The sequence below is a fragment of the Brevibacterium sp. AGC70 genome, from assembly GCF_057334195.1.
This window is the reverse complement of record NZ_JBHFIH010000014.1, coordinates 211,097-224,587: the sequence shown is the minus strand read 5'-3', so window position 1 is coordinate 224,587 and position 13,491 is coordinate 211,097. Positions and strand designations below refer to the sequence as shown.

The 13,491-nt window shown below is 62.1% G+C and carries 14 protein-coding genes and 1 pseudogene; 7 read left to right on the top strand and 8 right to left on the bottom strand.

Features of this window, described 5'->3' with window-relative positions:
* Positions 1–272: 272 nt before the first annotated feature.
* Positions 273–1,085, bottom strand: a complete 813-nt coding sequence (locus ACE03M_RS11235; RefSeq protein ID WP_485934004.1) for a helix-turn-helix domain-containing protein — start codon at positions 1,083–1,085, stop codon at positions 273–275.
* Between the two features lie 138 nt (positions 1,086–1,223).
* Between ACE03M_RS11235 and ACE03M_RS11230 the strand changes: the two genes are divergently transcribed.
* Positions 1,224–1,955, top strand: coding sequence for an SDR family oxidoreductase (locus tag ACE03M_RS11230; protein ID WP_485934003.1), 732 nt, complete (start codon positions 1,224–1,226; stop codon positions 1,953–1,955).
* 69 nt (positions 1,956–2,024) lie between these two features.
* Here ACE03M_RS11230 and ACE03M_RS11225 read toward each other — a convergent pair whose 3' ends face one another.
* On the bottom strand, positions 2,025–2,411 hold the full coding sequence (locus ACE03M_RS11225) for a hypothetical protein (RefSeq protein WP_485934002.1): 387 nt from the start codon (positions 2,409–2,411) through the stop codon (positions 2,025–2,027).
* A 162-nt stretch (positions 2,412–2,573) separates the two neighbouring features.
* On the opposite strand from ACE03M_RS11225, the gene ACE03M_RS11220 reads away from it, so the two are divergent.
* Entirely contained in the window at positions 2,574–3,005 is a 432-nt protein-coding gene (locus ACE03M_RS11220; protein ID WP_485934001.1) for a MarR family winged helix-turn-helix transcriptional regulator, read from the top strand.
* A gap of 230 nt (positions 3,006–3,235) precedes the next feature.
* The gene (locus ACE03M_RS11215) at positions 3,236–3,637 is read left to right on the top strand and encodes a hypothetical protein (protein WP_485934000.1); all 402 of its coding nucleotides are present in this window, start codon (positions 3,236–3,238) and stop codon (positions 3,635–3,637) included.
* A gap of 101 nt (positions 3,638–3,738) precedes the next feature.
* Here ACE03M_RS11215 and ACE03M_RS11210 read toward each other — a convergent pair whose 3' ends face one another.
* Positions 3,739–4,779 (bottom strand): methionine synthase, encoded by a 1,041-nt coding sequence (locus tag ACE03M_RS11210; RefSeq protein ID WP_485933999.1) that lies wholly within the window; start codon positions 4,777–4,779, stop codon positions 3,739–3,741.
* A gap of 17 nt (positions 4,780–4,796) precedes the next feature.
* Positions 4,797–5,789, bottom strand: coding sequence for a putative oxygenase MesX (locus ACE03M_RS11205; RefSeq protein WP_485933998.1), 993 nt, complete (start codon positions 5,787–5,789; stop codon positions 4,797–4,799).
* Between the two features lie 124 nt (positions 5,790–5,913).
* Here ACE03M_RS11205 and ACE03M_RS11200 point away from each other — a divergent pair, with 124 nt between their 5' ends.
* Together ACE03M_RS11200 and ACE03M_RS11195 are read left to right on the top strand one after the other, a co-directional pair.
* Positions 5,914–6,855, top strand: coding sequence for a LysR family transcriptional regulator (locus tag ACE03M_RS11200; RefSeq protein WP_485933997.1), 942 nt, complete (start codon positions 5,914–5,916; stop codon positions 6,853–6,855).
* 169 nt (positions 6,856–7,024) lie between these two features.
* Positions 7,025–8,176: pseudogene (locus tag ACE03M_RS11195) on the top strand (alpha/beta hydrolase); the annotation flags it as partial.
* A gap of 113 nt (positions 8,177–8,289) precedes the next feature.
* Here ACE03M_RS11195 and ACE03M_RS11190 read toward each other — a convergent pair.
* Positions 8,290–8,688 (bottom strand): VOC family protein, encoded by a 399-nt coding sequence (locus ACE03M_RS11190; protein WP_485933996.1) that lies wholly within the window; start codon positions 8,686–8,688, stop codon positions 8,290–8,292.
* 107 nt (positions 8,689–8,795) lie between these two features.
* On the opposite strand from ACE03M_RS11190, the gene ACE03M_RS11185 reads away from it, so the two are divergent.
* Positions 8,796–9,803, top strand: coding sequence for a helix-turn-helix transcriptional regulator (locus ACE03M_RS11185; RefSeq protein ID WP_485933995.1), 1,008 nt, complete (start codon positions 8,796–8,798; stop codon positions 9,801–9,803).
* 193 nt (positions 9,804–9,996) lie between these two features.
* Positions 9,997–10,842 carry an alpha/beta fold hydrolase gene (locus ACE03M_RS11180; protein WP_485933994.1) on the top strand — a complete coding sequence of 282 codons (846 nt, stop codon included), beginning with the start codon at positions 9,997–9,999 and terminating at the stop codon, positions 10,840–10,842.
* A 93-nt stretch (positions 10,843–10,935) separates the two neighbouring features.
* Here ACE03M_RS11180 and ACE03M_RS11175 read toward each other — a convergent pair whose 3' ends face one another.
* The 3 genes from ACE03M_RS11175 to ACE03M_RS11165 all read right to left on the bottom strand — a co-directional run bounded on the left by ACE03M_RS11175 (position 10,936) and on the right by ACE03M_RS11165 (position 13,466).
* Positions 10,936–12,156 (bottom strand): N(5)-(carboxyethyl)ornithine synthase, encoded by a 1,221-nt coding sequence (locus ACE03M_RS11175; RefSeq protein ID WP_485933993.1) that lies wholly within the window; start codon positions 12,154–12,156, stop codon positions 10,936–10,938.
* A 111-nt stretch (positions 12,157–12,267) separates the two neighbouring features.
* On the bottom strand, positions 12,268–13,251 hold the full coding sequence (locus ACE03M_RS11170; RefSeq protein WP_485933992.1) for an ArsA family ATPase: 984 nt from the start codon (positions 13,249–13,251) through the stop codon (positions 12,268–12,270).
* Complete coding sequence (locus ACE03M_RS11165; protein ID WP_485934304.1) at positions 13,242–13,466, bottom strand: cory-CC-star protein; 225 nt, start codon at positions 13,464–13,466, stop codon at positions 13,242–13,244. The genes ACE03M_RS11170 and ACE03M_RS11165 overlap by 10 nt, the downstream gene beginning before the upstream one ends.
* Positions 13,467–13,491: the final 25 nt, after the last annotated feature.

Here is a 13,491-nt window from a genome sequence, read left to right as displayed (position 1 = left end):
CGACGCCGGCGTCGACAAGAGCAGCTGACGCACCCGCGGAAGTTGCGCACCTGTCGGAGGTGTCGGCGATGCACGCGATGTTCCCGGGCGGTTGCCGGGGTGGACGTCAGTGCGGGCCACCAATACGCGTTCGGGCGGGTGCGCTTGCACGCTTGGTCTCTGTTCGATATGGCTGAGACCTCGTGGGTCGAACTTGGCTGCCGGCGGACCAACACGAAGCTGAGTCGACGCGACCGCCGGTGTGTGAGGCAGTTGCCCGGGGTGTAATGGAGTCACGCGTGCGCTGTGATATCGGGGTGCAGGAGCGCGAGTTTCTGGACGGAATCTTCGTCTGCTGCGTAGTAGACGACGAGCGTCATGCCGTCGACGGGCAGCTTGTCGCGGTGAAGCGTGATGTCACCGATCGTCGGGTGGCGTACTTGGGTGGTTCCGCCGGACAGTTCGCGCACGTCGTGGCGTGCCCACAACTCACGGAACCGCGAGGAGGCGAGCGACAACTCGCCGACGAGCTCTTGGACGCGTGGATCGTCCTCCCGCCCACGGACTGACCCGCGGAATGCGGCGACGAACCCTCTCACCTGGCGTTCCCAGTCCGCGTGGTAGTCACGCTCGGCGGGGTCGAGCAACAACGACCTCAGCCGGTTCTCACCAGGGGTGAGGCGTGGCGACAACGCGCGGGCGAGACCGTTCGAAGCGAGCACGTCATACGCCTGTCCTTCGACGAAGGCTGGCACGCCGATCGTTGACAGAAGCGTGTGCAGCCGCTGTGGCACGCGTTCTTTCCGACGTGGCGAGTGGCGCAACGGCATCGGCCGCGCGAGTTCCCGCAAGTAGCGCGTCTCGAAGTCGTCGAGCTTCAGCACGCGAGCGAGAGCCGAAACCACCTGCTCTGACGGGTGTCTGTCGCGCCCGCGTTCGAGGCGCAGATAGTAGTCGGCGCTGATCCCCGCGAGCATGGAGAGCTCTTCCCGCCGCAGACCGGGTACGCGGCGTCGACCATCTGCGGGGATCCCCACCTGTTCCGGGCTGACAAGGTCGCGCCGCGCACGCAGATAGTCGCCGAGGCGGTTCTCGTTGGGATCCATACTCCTCACGTTACGGCACGGCGCGAACGGAGGGGATGCCCTGTGACTGCCCTGGATCCGCTCGGCTCTCCCTGCGCCTCTGTTTCGGTTCCACACTGGAAACCGGCCTCGAGAATCGGGGTACGGAAAGGGATAACCATGAACATCCACGGACGAACCACGTTCATCGTTGGCGGTACCGCAGGCATCGGCGCCGCCCTCGCGGTCCGGCTTCGCGATGCCGGCAGCGCTGTCATCGTCGGCGGCCGCAGCGCCGACGGACCTGGCCAGATCCGCATCGACGTCACCGACCCGAAGTCGATCACCCAGGCGCGCGACGAGGTCCTTGCCGCGCAACCCGATCTCGACCTCGTGGTGACGATGGCCGGCCTCATGCCAATCGAAGACCTGCGTGTTCCCGCGCACTCTTCCGTCGCAGAGAGGGCCATAGAAATCAATCTGCTCGGCACAATCCGCGTGATCGACGCGTTTACTCCGCATCTCCTTAAGCGGGGAACCGGCGACTTCATCACGGTCTCGTCAGGCATCGGCTTCATGCCGTTCCCTGCGATGCCGACGTACGGTGCGACGAAGGCCGGCGTGCATGCCTACTCCGAGGCGCTCCGCGCACAACTCGCCGGTACGGGCATTGGAGTCACCGAGCTCGTACCGCCGGCTATAGCGAACGCCGGCCAGGAGAAGATCAACCCTGCCGCCCTCCCGATGGGTGCGTTCCTCGACGAAGTGATCGGGATCATCACGCAGGAGCCGGGCCCGAACGAGGTCGTCGTCGAGGCCGCACACCACCTGCGCTGGGCCGAGCGCGACGGCAGCTACGCCGAGCAGCTCGAAGGCCGTTCCGCCGCGCTGGCAACGCTTCTCGGCCGTTGACCGGCGGTTCGGAGTCTGTCAGACCTCTGGGAACCCATCTCCGCAATGCGAATCTTCGGACCCGAGCAATCAGCGGGCCGAGCCGATATCGCGGTCGCCCTCGTCGCCATCGAGCATCATCGTGACCTCCTCTACTCTGTCGAAGCGTCCATCCGGTGCCAGGGCTCCGAACAGGTAGACCTCTTGGACTACCTCGCCCCCGTCCTGCTTGGTGATGTGAGCTATGTGGCGATCGGCGTACCGGTCACCGTCCCGCAGCTCATCGCGGATGGTGATAGCCGCATTCGCGACGATCGTGCGGAGGTGCGCAATGTGCTGAACGAACCCGGCGCGGTCGTCCCACGTGCCATCGGTTCGTTGACGATATGTGTCGGTGAAATGCCTGCGCACGGCCTCTTCCAGCGGCAGTTGACGCTCATTGAGCAGATCGTGCAGTGCTGCGGCGATGTCGGTCATGTGGTCTCCTCTTCTTAGCTATGCTGGTTGCATAGGTAAATTTAGCACCCATCTGTGCAAGTTGCATAGATATTTTGTGGATCTTGCGGTCGTTTCCCGCACCGGCGCAGAGGCCAGGGCGGGTGGCGACGGCGGTAGCCAGGTGGCACGAGGAGGCTGGACATGAATGACGAACGGGTGATTGCCGAGGCCCTTGGGAAGATTCTCGGGCGAGCTTTCAGAGGTCGTCTCTACTCTGATCTCACGCACGGCATCGCGGAAGGGCTGAACGAGTCGACCTATCCGGTGCTCAGCGCGGTCGCTCGTGCCGATGGGTCGCCGTCGGCACGTGATATCGCTCTCGAGGTGGGCACAGATCGATCGGTGGTGAGCAGACGCGCGGCGACACTGGCCGCCGCTGGACTGATTGACACTGTGGGCGGCCCAGATCGGAGGGCGGTCTACTACGCGCTGACCAGCCTCGGGACAGAAGCCACAACGGTGACGAGGCGACGGTTGGACGCGGCCATTGCCGAGCACATAGGCGATTGGGCACGGGACGACATCTCTCGATTCGCCCGCTTGCTCACCACATTCAGCGAGAAGCCTCTGTAGCTGTACCGGGCAGATGCTTGAGCGCGAGGTAGTCTCATGGAGTATGTCCCATGCATCAATGTTGTGCTTTCTCGTCTTTGCTGAGCCCGGTGAAAGGTGCATGGGAGAATCCGCTGCTTGCTAGTGTGTGGCGTGGCGTTGCACTCAGAAGGCCCGATATGTAGGCACGTGGCGGGGCTCCGGGCTAGTGTGGAATCGAGTTCCGGTTCGACGTCTGGGGGCAGGTAGAAGTGAATCGCCAATTCTGCGCCAGGGGCGTGCTCGTTGCTGACGGCGTGGGATGCGCGATCGCCGGATCGGCAGTGCTGGGCAGTGATCGCGTTGCCTCATCCATCGATCTTTCGCTGACGTCCCGCCCGATCATAGTGACCGCACTGGGCGCAACAAGCGCAACGCTGTTTGCAGGCGCGGTGCGTTCCCGCGACAGTGACCTCGCACTTGCGGCGGCTGTCAACCTCGGCTGGGTCGGAGTCTGTCTCATTGCGATGTCACGACGGCCGTCCCGGCTGGGCGTCGCACTCATTGCGGCGACAGCTGCATTCGACAGCGTGGCTGCGACTGCCCAATGGCGTCTCCGGGCCACGACGGAGGCTCTGGAGCGTTCCGACCGCTCCAAGAATCAATCTATCTGATAATCCAGATAGTCCAGGCAGTCGGTCGGGATCGTGATCGGCGGAGTCCGACGGCGATCCCTGCATCGGCTTGTTGAGGTCAAACTATGCCGTCAGTGGGTTCAAGAGCTTGCGACAGAGAGCTCTTCACGAACGATGCTCGTTCCCGCGCTCAGCGCGCTCAACTTCCCGAGGGCAACATCCCGCGAGAACGGCGCCATGCCGCAGTTCGTGCTCGGGATGAGTTTGTCCGAGTCGACGAATCTGAGCACCTTGCGCAGGGTGTCGGAAACTTCCTCCGGAGTCTCGATGGTCTCATTTGCCACGTCGATGGCCCCAAGCATGACTTTTTTGCCGCGAATGAGCTCGAGGAGGTCCATAGGGACACCGGAGTTATGGCACTCCAGTGAGACGATGTCGATGGTCGACTGCTGCAGGAGCGGGAATGATTCCCCGTACTGGCGCCATTCGGACCCGAGGGTTGCTTTCCAGTCATTGTTTGCCGTGATCCCGTAGCCGTAGCAGATGTGTACGGCGGTTTCTGCGCGCAGTCCTTCCGCGGCTCTCTCCAGAGTGGCAATTCCCCAGTCCGTCATCTCGTCGAAGAAGACATTGAAGGCAGGCTCGTCGAACTGGATGATGTCCACTCCGGCTGCTTCCAGATCCCGCGCCTCCTGATTGAGGACAGCGGCGAACTCCCAGGCCAATTTTTCGCGGCTCTTGTAATAGCCGTCGTAGAGCGTGTCGATCATGGTCATCGGGCCCGGGAGCGCCCATTTGATCGGTTGGTCGGTCTGCTGCCGGAGGAACTTCGCGTCGTCGGCGAACACCGGTTCCCCACGGCTCACGGCGCCGACCACGGTAGGCACGCTTGCGTCATAGCGATCGCGGATTCGAACCGTCTCCCGCTTCTCGAAATCAACACCGTTGAGGTGCTCGATGAATGTGGTCACGAAGTGCTGTCGGGTCTGTTCTCCGTCGCTGATGATATCGATTCCGCGGTTGGTCTGCTCGTGGACCGCGATACGCAGGGCATCGCGCCTGCCCTCAGCCAGGTCATCGCCCTGCAGGTTCCACGGTGACCAGAGAGTCTCAGGCTGTGCGAGCCACGACGGCTTCGGCAGACTGCCGACGATCGAAATGGGCAATAGTGTCGGCGTCATCGATTCTTCTCCTATGGTCATGCAGCTGGAATGGGATGGTTGGCGGCCCACTGTTCGAGCATCTCCCGGTGTGGGTTGACGAAAGCCTCCTCCGTGTACTTTCCCTGCTTGATTGCGAGCTGACTACGTTCGGCGCGATCGTAGGCGATCGGTGTCTCCGAGAAGTCCTGCCGCTTCAGCGTCGGTCGGTAGGTCTTATCGGCGGCCACGTGCGCGTTGTAGATCTCCGGTCGATAGATCCTCTGAAAGGTCTCCATCGTGCTGATCGTGCCGATGAGCTGCAGATTGGAATAGTCGTTGAGGAGATCGCCGCGGAAATAGAATGCAAGCGGCGCGACACCGCCGGGCGGCATGAAGTATCTCACCTGCAGTCCCATCTTTCCGAAGTAGTCGTCGGTCAGCGAATACTCGTCTTGCTGGTACTCCACGCCGAGAATCGGATGGTGATTCTCGGTCCGATGGTACGTCCTGCTCGTCGATACGCTGATGCAGACCACGGGTGCCGCCTGGAAGCGTTCCCGATATGCTGCGGAATCGAGGAAGTGCTGGAACAGTTTGCCGTGGAGATCGCCGAAGTCGTCGGGGACGGTGAATTCGCTCGCAGCATCGTTGACCGCTGGAAGTCGCACGCTGAAATCGAAATCGCGGACATAGGACGAGAAGTTGTTTCCCACGATCCCGGGGTGGCGGTCACCAGTCTTTCGATCGAGGATCTGGATATCCAGGACTTCGAGCAATGGGAATTTCTGATCGCAGCCTGTGGCTGAGAACAGGAGCTCCCCGGAGACGATCTCGAGGGCGACGGTGTAGCGGTCCCTATCGGGGTTGTCCCAGTGGGCGAGGTCGTTGAACCGGCGATTGATAGTCGTCAGGGTGTTGCGGAGGTTCTGCCGACGATGCTCGCCCCTGGCGAGGTTCGCGAAGTTCGTCGTGGCGCGTGAACTATCCGATGGCGAGTAGTGCTCGTCGAATCGGGTGGTAGTGATGCTGAAAGTGAACTTGGTAGTCATGGACGTCCAATTCCGTGATCGATCGGCCGGGCTCGGCCATGCGGAGGTCTTCGAAACCATCCTGCAGGCAACGGGTGGATATCGGGTAACTTGGCTGAACTATGGGTTCATATAGTCTTTATCTATGTCCCGAGGATTGAGAAGCATCACACTGCTGCAACTCCACTACTTCATCGAGGTCGCGGCGGAGGGCTCGATCACGGCCGCTGCTGATCTGCTCTATGTCTCCCAGCCGACGATGTCTGCAGCTATGAAGGATCTTGAGACCCGGGTGGGTCGGGCCTTGCTTTTCCGATCCGCCCGCGGGGTGACACTCACAGTTGAGGGTGCAAAGTTCCTCGGCTATGCGAGGCAAGTCGTTGAGCAGGCGGACCTCCTCGAGCAGCATTATCTCGGTCGGCCCCCATCGCGGCGTCTGCTCGGGGTATCGGCGCAGCACTACTCGTTCGTGGTTGATGCGTTCGTGCGGATGGTCAAGGCCAGCGATGCGGCCGAGTATGAGTTCTCGCTGCGAGAGACTCGCACCTGGGACATCATCGAAGATATTCGCACGCTCCGCAGTGAACTCGGCATTCTTTACCGGAACGACTTCAATCAGAAGGTCATCGACAAACTGCTGCGGGACTCCGGGCTTGCCTTTCACCCGCTTTTCGTTGCAGTTCCGCACATCTTCATCTCCCGGAAGAACCCGCTTGCCGCACGAGATCGCGTCACGCTCGACGATCTCGCCGACGTGCCACGGCTCACCTTCGATCAGGGAGCGAACAACTCGTTCTACTTCGCCGAGGAGATCCTGTCGACTTTGTCGAGTAGGCAGGAGATCCGGGTCTCCGATCGTGCGACGATCTTCAACCTCATGACCGGGCTCGACGGCTACACGATCTCGACGGGCATCATCAGTGACGACCTCGATCCAGAGATCGTCGCGATTCCACTCGACGTCGACGAACGCATCGAGATCGGTTGGATCGACCATTCCGGGATCCCGCTCACCGAGCAAGCGCGACGCTTCCTCGAAGAAGTGCGGGCCGTCGTCGCGGGTTTCGGGGTCGAACTGCTCGGCTAGCTCCGACAACGCTGTCGGCGTTCATGATGCTCCCGCGCACGGGCGGTTGCTCACCTAACCGGATCATGCCCTGCGCTAGAGTGACCCCTGGCGTCAGCATATGATCGCGACGATGAGATCTGATGCAGGTGGAGTGTCAACCTGGAAGATCGAAAGTTGAGGACAGAAGATGACCAACAGCACGAGTTCGCTACCGCACTCGGAAAGAGGCGGCGTCGCGAAGGTATTCCGGGTATCGGTCCTCGTTCTCGGTCTCATACTGGGCGTGATTGCAGCGATCTTCGGGCTTGCCTCGCTGATTCCCGGGCTAGGGCCACTCAGTACGGTTGCGGCTCGGTTTGCGCCCACCGTTGCGCCGATAGCGGTTCTGGCAGGACTGATCGTGCTCCTCGTCGGAATCGTCGCTATGCGCAGGGGGCGTCGGCGCACAGGCGCAGTCACGACAGGGCTCGGCGGGATCGGCGCGGTCACTAACATCGCTGTGGTTACAGTTCTCGTCGGTGCCATCACGTCGGCCGGCGGATCAGTCAACCTTTTCACCGCGACGTTCGGGCTCTCCGCAATGGACGCGGCGTCGCCCGACCGCCAGGAGGTGTACGACAAGACCAGCGCGGGGGATGACCTCTCCCTCTCGATCTACGAGCCGAAGAATGTGGACGGCTCGACACCGACCATCATGGCCGTCCACGGTGGCGGCTGGATCGCGGGAGAGCCAGATGCAGTGAGCTCAGAGCTTCGCACCTTGGCTGACCACGGCTACTTGGTAGTGGCGGTCGAATACGAACTTGCCACCAAGGACAACGCGACCTGGCAGAGTGCTCCCTCGCAGGTTGCCTGCGCCGCAAGCTGGATTCAGGACCACGCCGACACACTTGGTTCAGATATGGATCGTCTCGCGTTCTGGGGTGAGAGCTCCGGCGGAAATCTGGTCGCCAACACCGCCGGCGCCGCAGCGGACGGCACCGCTGAGTCGTCGTGTGGTGGGAACGTCCCCGTTCCCGCTGCGGTCGTCGCCGACTATCCTGCGTTCGACGTGACGGGCCTTTACGAGAACGCCCCTGCAGGTCCGGGCGCGGGCACAGGCTCGCGCATATTTGCGACCAGTTACACGGGTGGCACCCCCGAGGAATTCTCGAAACGCTACGCCGCGGTGAATTCCGCCGCGCATCTCAATGCAGCGGCCCCGCCGACGCTCGTGATGACCGCCATGCGTGATGACGTCATCATCCCTGCTGACCAATTCGCGTGGGTCGACGCGGCCCGAGACCGTGGAGTCGACGTCGAAACTGTGCAGATTCCACTCGCGAACCACGCCTACTCGCAGAAAGCGAAGAACTCCATCGGCAGCCAGGGGCACCTCAGCATCGCAGAGGCCTACCTATCAGAACAACTTCGAGAACCCAGCAGTGCAGGCTCGGCAAGCACCTCGGCGACTCAGCGTGAGAATCGGTCTCGGGCGGCCTCGTTGCTCGGCGTGAAGAAGTTGATCAGGGTGCCGTCGGGATCCCTGACCAGAAGTGAGCGGTTGCCCCAGGGCATGTCCGTGGGCTCATTGACGAATACCTCGACGACACCTTGCAGCGCCAGATAGGTTGCATCGACGTCGTCGACGAGGAAGTCGAGCGTGATGCTGCGATTCGCCCGCGCCTCGGCAGCATTGTCTCCGAGCAGCGGCACCGTGGCGCTGCTGGCGATGGCCAGGGTGCCGGACGTGGTGCGCACCTCGGCGAACATCGGATGCAGTCGGACAGCGGTGATCCCGGTGGCAGTCTCATAGAACGCGACCAGCGCTTCGACGTCGTCGGTGATGATGCGGGTGGCTGCCAGTTGCATGGTCTTCTCCTCTTGCGGCGAATGCGAGCCGTGATTGCGGCCGCAGACATGAGAGTACTGTCAATACCGGGCGAAAACTGTCCTGTATATACGAGAGGGTGGACGTTATGGCCGACACGACTGCACGAACTCTGCGACTGCTCGAGCTGCTCCAGTCCTCACAGCTGAGGACCGTTGCGGAGCTGGCCGACAGACTCGATGTCGATGACCGCACGGTTCGCAGGGACGTGGCGCGACTGGGCGAAGTGGGGGTCCCGGTCGAGACGGTGCGTGGTCGCTACGGCGGGTACCGGCTCGCCACCGGCCAGCGTGTCCTCCCGATCATGTTCAGCAGTGCAGAAGTCGTCGCGGTCTTTTTGGGGCTGTCTCGCGAACAGCCCGCATCCAGCGAGCCCAGCATTTCCGTGCAGACGGCTCTGGCCAAAATCAAACGAGCGCTGCCGACAGCCGATGCGAAGCGGATCGATGCCGTGCTGGCGGCAATGGCACCCTCATCGGAACCCAGTGGCGTTTCGGGTGATCCTGGGGTGATGCTGAGTCTGGCTGACGCGGTCGACCGTCACGCGGTTCTCGACCTGCGCTATCTCAACTCGGCGGGTATCGCATCGAGGAGGACCATTCACCCCTATGGCGTGATCGCGCATTCTGACAAGTGGTACCTGCTCGCACTCGACACGAGGCAGCAGGAAGAGCGCACATTCCGAGTCGACCGCATTCGGTCAGTTCGGTCGACGTCAGAAACGTTCGCTGCGCCGCAGAAGTCTGATCTCAGGCAGCGTCTCGTCGACCTCTTCGCCGAGGCGGACTATCGGTGGCATGTCGTCCTGCACATCTGTTCGAGCCAAGACCAGATCCGAACACACCTGCCGGCCAGCGTTGCACGACTCGAACGATCCGAATACGCCAGGCAGCGGCCGCAGGACTCGGACTCGGCTTGGTTTCGGGCAGAGATCCATGCGGAGCGCCTCGACTGGCTGCCAGCCGTCATCGCCGCGCTCGGATGCGAAGTGGTGATCGAGCAGCCCGAGGAGCTGCGCAGCGAGGTGAGTGCGGCGGCGCGGAGGCTGTCTGCCTCCGCGAAGTTCCGGTTCGACGCCAACCCTCGTTCCGGGTGAGCGGCGTAAGGTGGCCACCGGAAACGCCGCATGCGGGTTTCTGGCCGGGCCATTCTTCGCCTTCTGCAGGTGTCCGCGATCTCTCCCACAAGGTCCATGTGCAGGTGGGTGAGCCCGCCGCGCTCCGTTCGATAACAGCGGATGACGCAATCCTGTTGAGCAGTCATGAGCGAACGCAGTGCTATCGTGCCGTATGGCCACCTTCAGAGTGAACGGCGTCACCCTCGGTGTAGAGAGCTTCGGCTGCGAAGAGGATCCTCTTGTGCTGTTAGCCGGCGGAACCACGATGTTGTCGTGGCCCGACTCGCTCTGCGAACGGGTGGCCGAGGGCGGGCGCAGAGTCGTTCGCTACGACCTGCGTGATTCGGGTGCTTCAACCACCAAAGACCCGGAGAACCCGATGTACGACCTGCGTGATCTCGCCGATGACGCCGCGGACCTTGTCGCAGCTCTCGGCGCGGACTCCGCCCATCTCGGTGGGCAAGGTGTCGGAGGCATGGTCGCCCAAGTTGCTGCGCTGGATCACCCGGAGTCATTTTCGGCACTGACGCTGGTGAGTACCCGACCGGTTGCGCCTGGTCCTGTCGATGATGACCTGCCGGACCACGATCAGACGGTGATGTCTGCTGTGTTCTCGAGTCCTCAGCCTGATTGGAACAACCGTCGAGCCGTAGCCGAGTATGCAGCTGGCAACGCCGCTATTCTGGGCAACGATCCCGCACAGGCTATCGAGATCGCAGCTCGGATCTGGGACCGAACTCCGACGTCGGGGGCCGCGGTCCACCAGGCGAATCAGTTGGGCATGACCTTCTCCCGGATCGACTGCTCACCACGCTGGCGAGAACGCCTCGGTGACCTGCGAATACCCAGTCTGGTTGTCCATGGTCGAGCCGACCCCTTCTTTCCCATCGGCAACGGTGAAGCGCTTGCCGCAGAGATCCCTGAAGCGCAGCTGTTGATCCATGAGGATATGGGAACACAGATACCGGAATGCGCGAACGGCGCCATCGCGACCACTATGCTCGGCCTGGAGCGGTGACGATGACATTGTCGATCCGGTGGAGTGGGACGAAGGCTATTGTCGAGAGCCTGAGACCAGCCACGTGAATCAGTCAAGCCCGAGGTTGCGGACTCAGCTCACCTCTGCGATCCGGGTGTACGGATACTCAGATTCCCGGTTCTGAAAACTCAAGATGCTCGGATTCTTGACCTCACCGTTCTGGATCTCGATCGCCCGGGAGATGGTGGGGACCTGTGCCCAAGCGTCCGGCCCCTCCAGAACCGTGCTCAGATACGGCAGGATCGCTTCGCTGATCTCCCACGTCGCCGAGTTCCACAGGTATGACGGGGTGTGGTCGACGGCGTAGTAGTTGACACCTTGTCCGACTGTGAACATCGGATTCTCGAAACCTGTGGGCTTCGCGCATTCGAAGCCCATTCCCTCATCGCATGAGACATCGATGATGAGGCTGCCGGGAGCGAACTCCTTCAGATCCTCTGTGCGCAGGTAGGTCATCGGTGCGGAGACATCTTGGAGCGTGCAGTTGAGGACGATGTCGTGTGAGGCGAGGAAGGTCGGGAGGAGCACGTCGCCCTCCTCCGTGACCACCGTGGACAGGTGGGTCGGACCATCGCCGGTGTTGAGCTGGGTGATGTGCGCGCTGTGAATCGGTGAACCGACGGCTGAGGTCCCTCTTTGTGTGAGGACCTGGATGTCGTAGATCCCTTGGGCCTTCAGTGCAGTGACAGCCCCGCGTGCGGTGGCACCGAAGCCGATGACGACCGCACTCATTCGCGGACCATAATCACCGGTTGAGCCGCGGAGGCTCAATGCGTGCTGGATAGAACAGTAGCCGGCGAGCTCGTTGTTCTTGTGGAATACGTGCAGGCTGAAATCTCCCTGCCGAGTCCAATGGTTCATCGCTTCGAAGGCGATGAGGGTGAGCCGTCGATCAATAGCGGTCTGCGCCATCGCCTCATCCTGCACACAATGTGGCCAGCCCCACAGGATGCGGCCTTCGGGAATCGCCTCCACGTCTGCCGCCTGCGGCTTCGGCAGGAGGAGGACCTCAGCGGACTCGATTACTTCGGAGCGTTCCGCGACTCGTCCGACACGAGACTCGATGTAACCGGGCTCCAGCTGGAAATCTTCAGCATAGCCGCGTTCGACGATCATTTCGGCTCGTACCTCGGGGGTGATGCGATCGAGGTGATGAGGGTGAATCGGAAGTCGCCGTTCGTTCTCCATCGAAGAGTCGGCAAGTAGGCCCAGAGTGAGAAGACCGCTGGCAGGTGTCCCATCAATAGCCGAGGCGGTGGAGTCAGCAGTGGTCAGTTGAGCGGTGCCGGTCATCCGGCCTCCCATCGTTGGGGAACCAGAGTCAGCTCCCCTTCGACTATACGCTGAACCATCGCGGAACCGGCATTCAGCGCAATCAAGGACACGGCTGAGGCGTGAGCGTCTTCAGGACAGCAGTCGAGCGAATTCTGTGAGGGCCTGGCGTCCAACCAGCTCTCCTGGCATCAGTGGGAGCTCGGACAGAGGGATGTCGGGCAGCATCAGCCGCACTCGTTCAACCTGTGAGTCCTCGGCGTCACGGCGATCCTTGAGCAGTTGCCCCGCGTCCGAGGGGGAACGCCGATTGGCGACGAGCGCCGCCAACGGTACATTGATGGCCTTGAGAGATTCTGCCAACTCCAAGGTCTCCGCAACCGGCATCCTCTCGGGAGTGAACACGACGAGGAATCCGGTGCGTGAACGGTCAGTGATGACCTTTCGCAGATTCTCGAAGCGGTCTCTGCGGCGAATGAGCGTGCGGCGGAGCTCAGCGTCAGCCTCGGCGGCGGGATCAGCGCCGGACGTGCCCGCGATGCTGCGCATTGCTGCGGAGTAGCGTTCTGAGCGATCACGATTCTTCAACAGCGACTCGGTCCAGGTCGTCAGCTGCGCAGGCAGGGTGAGGATCCTGAGCGTGTGGCCGGTTGGAGCAGTGTCGAAGACGACGAGGTCGTACTCCTCTAACCCCTGTGCGACTGCGTCGGCCACGCGTTCGAGAACCGCTGATTCGAAACTGCCAGGAGCTTCCCGTGCCAGGGCGAGATGACGCTGAGCATGAGTACGCATGCGTTCGGGCAACATCCGCCTCATCATGCGTTCGACGGAAGCCAGGTGGCATTCGAGTGTGGCCTTCGGATCGATCTCCATCCCATCGACGAGACCGCCGGACACATCACCGTCAGTGAAGGCAACCAGCCGCTCGGGTGCATCGCCGACCTCACGGTCCCAGAGATGCCCGAGGTTGTGGGCCGGATCCGTGGAGACGACGAGGACGCGCTGTCCCTTGAGCGCGTGCGCGACAGCCAGCGACGAGGCTACCGTGGTTTTGCCGACGCCGCCCTTTCCTCCGACGAAGACGACGCGAAGACCGTCTATCGAGTTCAACAGCATGCGATGTGGTCCAGAGGTGAGTCGGGCATGCCCATGCGGCGATGCCAGGCGTGGAAGTCCTGGTAGAGGCTGGGGAGGAACTCCGCTGTGTAGTAGGCGGCGGGGTCCGGTACACCAAGTGCTTCGCCCAGAACGATCAGCGTGAAGAAGTCGTCCTCACTCTGCTTCTCCCGGGCAAACATCTGACGGTATGGCCCCTTGTAGAACTCGTCCAAGCCGTCACGGAACGGGGGGCAGCGC

Excerpts from the sequence above, each read along its gene's own strand:
- ACE03M_RS11235 (WP_485934004.1), bottom strand. The coding sequence starts at position 1,085 with ATGGATCCCAACGAGAACCGCCTCGGCGACTATCTGCGTGCGCGGCGC.
- ACE03M_RS11230 (WP_485934003.1), top strand. The coding sequence starts at position 1,224 with ATGAACATCCACGGACGAACCACGTTCATCGTTGGCGGTACCGCAGGC.
- ACE03M_RS11225 (WP_485934002.1), bottom strand. The coding sequence starts at position 2,411 with ATGACCGACATCGCCGCAGCACTGCACGATCTGCTCAATGAGCGTCAA.
- ACE03M_RS11220 (WP_485934001.1), top strand. The coding sequence starts at position 2,574 with ATGAATGACGAACGGGTGATTGCCGAGGCCCTTGGGAAGATTCTCGGG.
- ACE03M_RS11210 (WP_485933999.1), bottom strand. The coding sequence starts at position 4,779 with ATGACGCCGACACTATTGCCCATTTCGATCGTCGGCAGTCTGCCGAAG.
- ACE03M_RS11205 (WP_485933998.1), bottom strand. The coding sequence starts at position 5,789 with ATGACTACCAAGTTCACTTTCAGCATCACTACCACCCGATTCGACGAG.
- ACE03M_RS11200 (WP_485933997.1), top strand. The coding sequence starts at position 5,914 with ATGTCCCGAGGATTGAGAAGCATCACACTGCTGCAACTCCACTACTTC.
- ACE03M_RS11190 (WP_485933996.1), bottom strand. The coding sequence starts at position 8,688 with ATGCAACTGGCAGCCACCCGCATCATCACCGACGACGTCGAAGCGCTG.
- ACE03M_RS11185 (WP_485933995.1), top strand. The coding sequence starts at position 8,796 with ATGGCCGACACGACTGCACGAACTCTGCGACTGCTCGAGCTGCTCCAG.
- ACE03M_RS11180 (WP_485933994.1), top strand. The coding sequence starts at position 9,997 with ATGGCCACCTTCAGAGTGAACGGCGTCACCCTCGGTGTAGAGAGCTTC.
- ACE03M_RS11175 (WP_485933993.1), bottom strand. The coding sequence starts at position 12,156 with ATGACCGGCACCGCTCAACTGACCACTGCTGACTCCACCGCCTCGGCT.
- ACE03M_RS11170 (WP_485933992.1), bottom strand. The coding sequence starts at position 13,251 with ATGCTGTTGAACTCGATAGACGGTCTTCGCGTCGTCTTCGTCGGAGGA.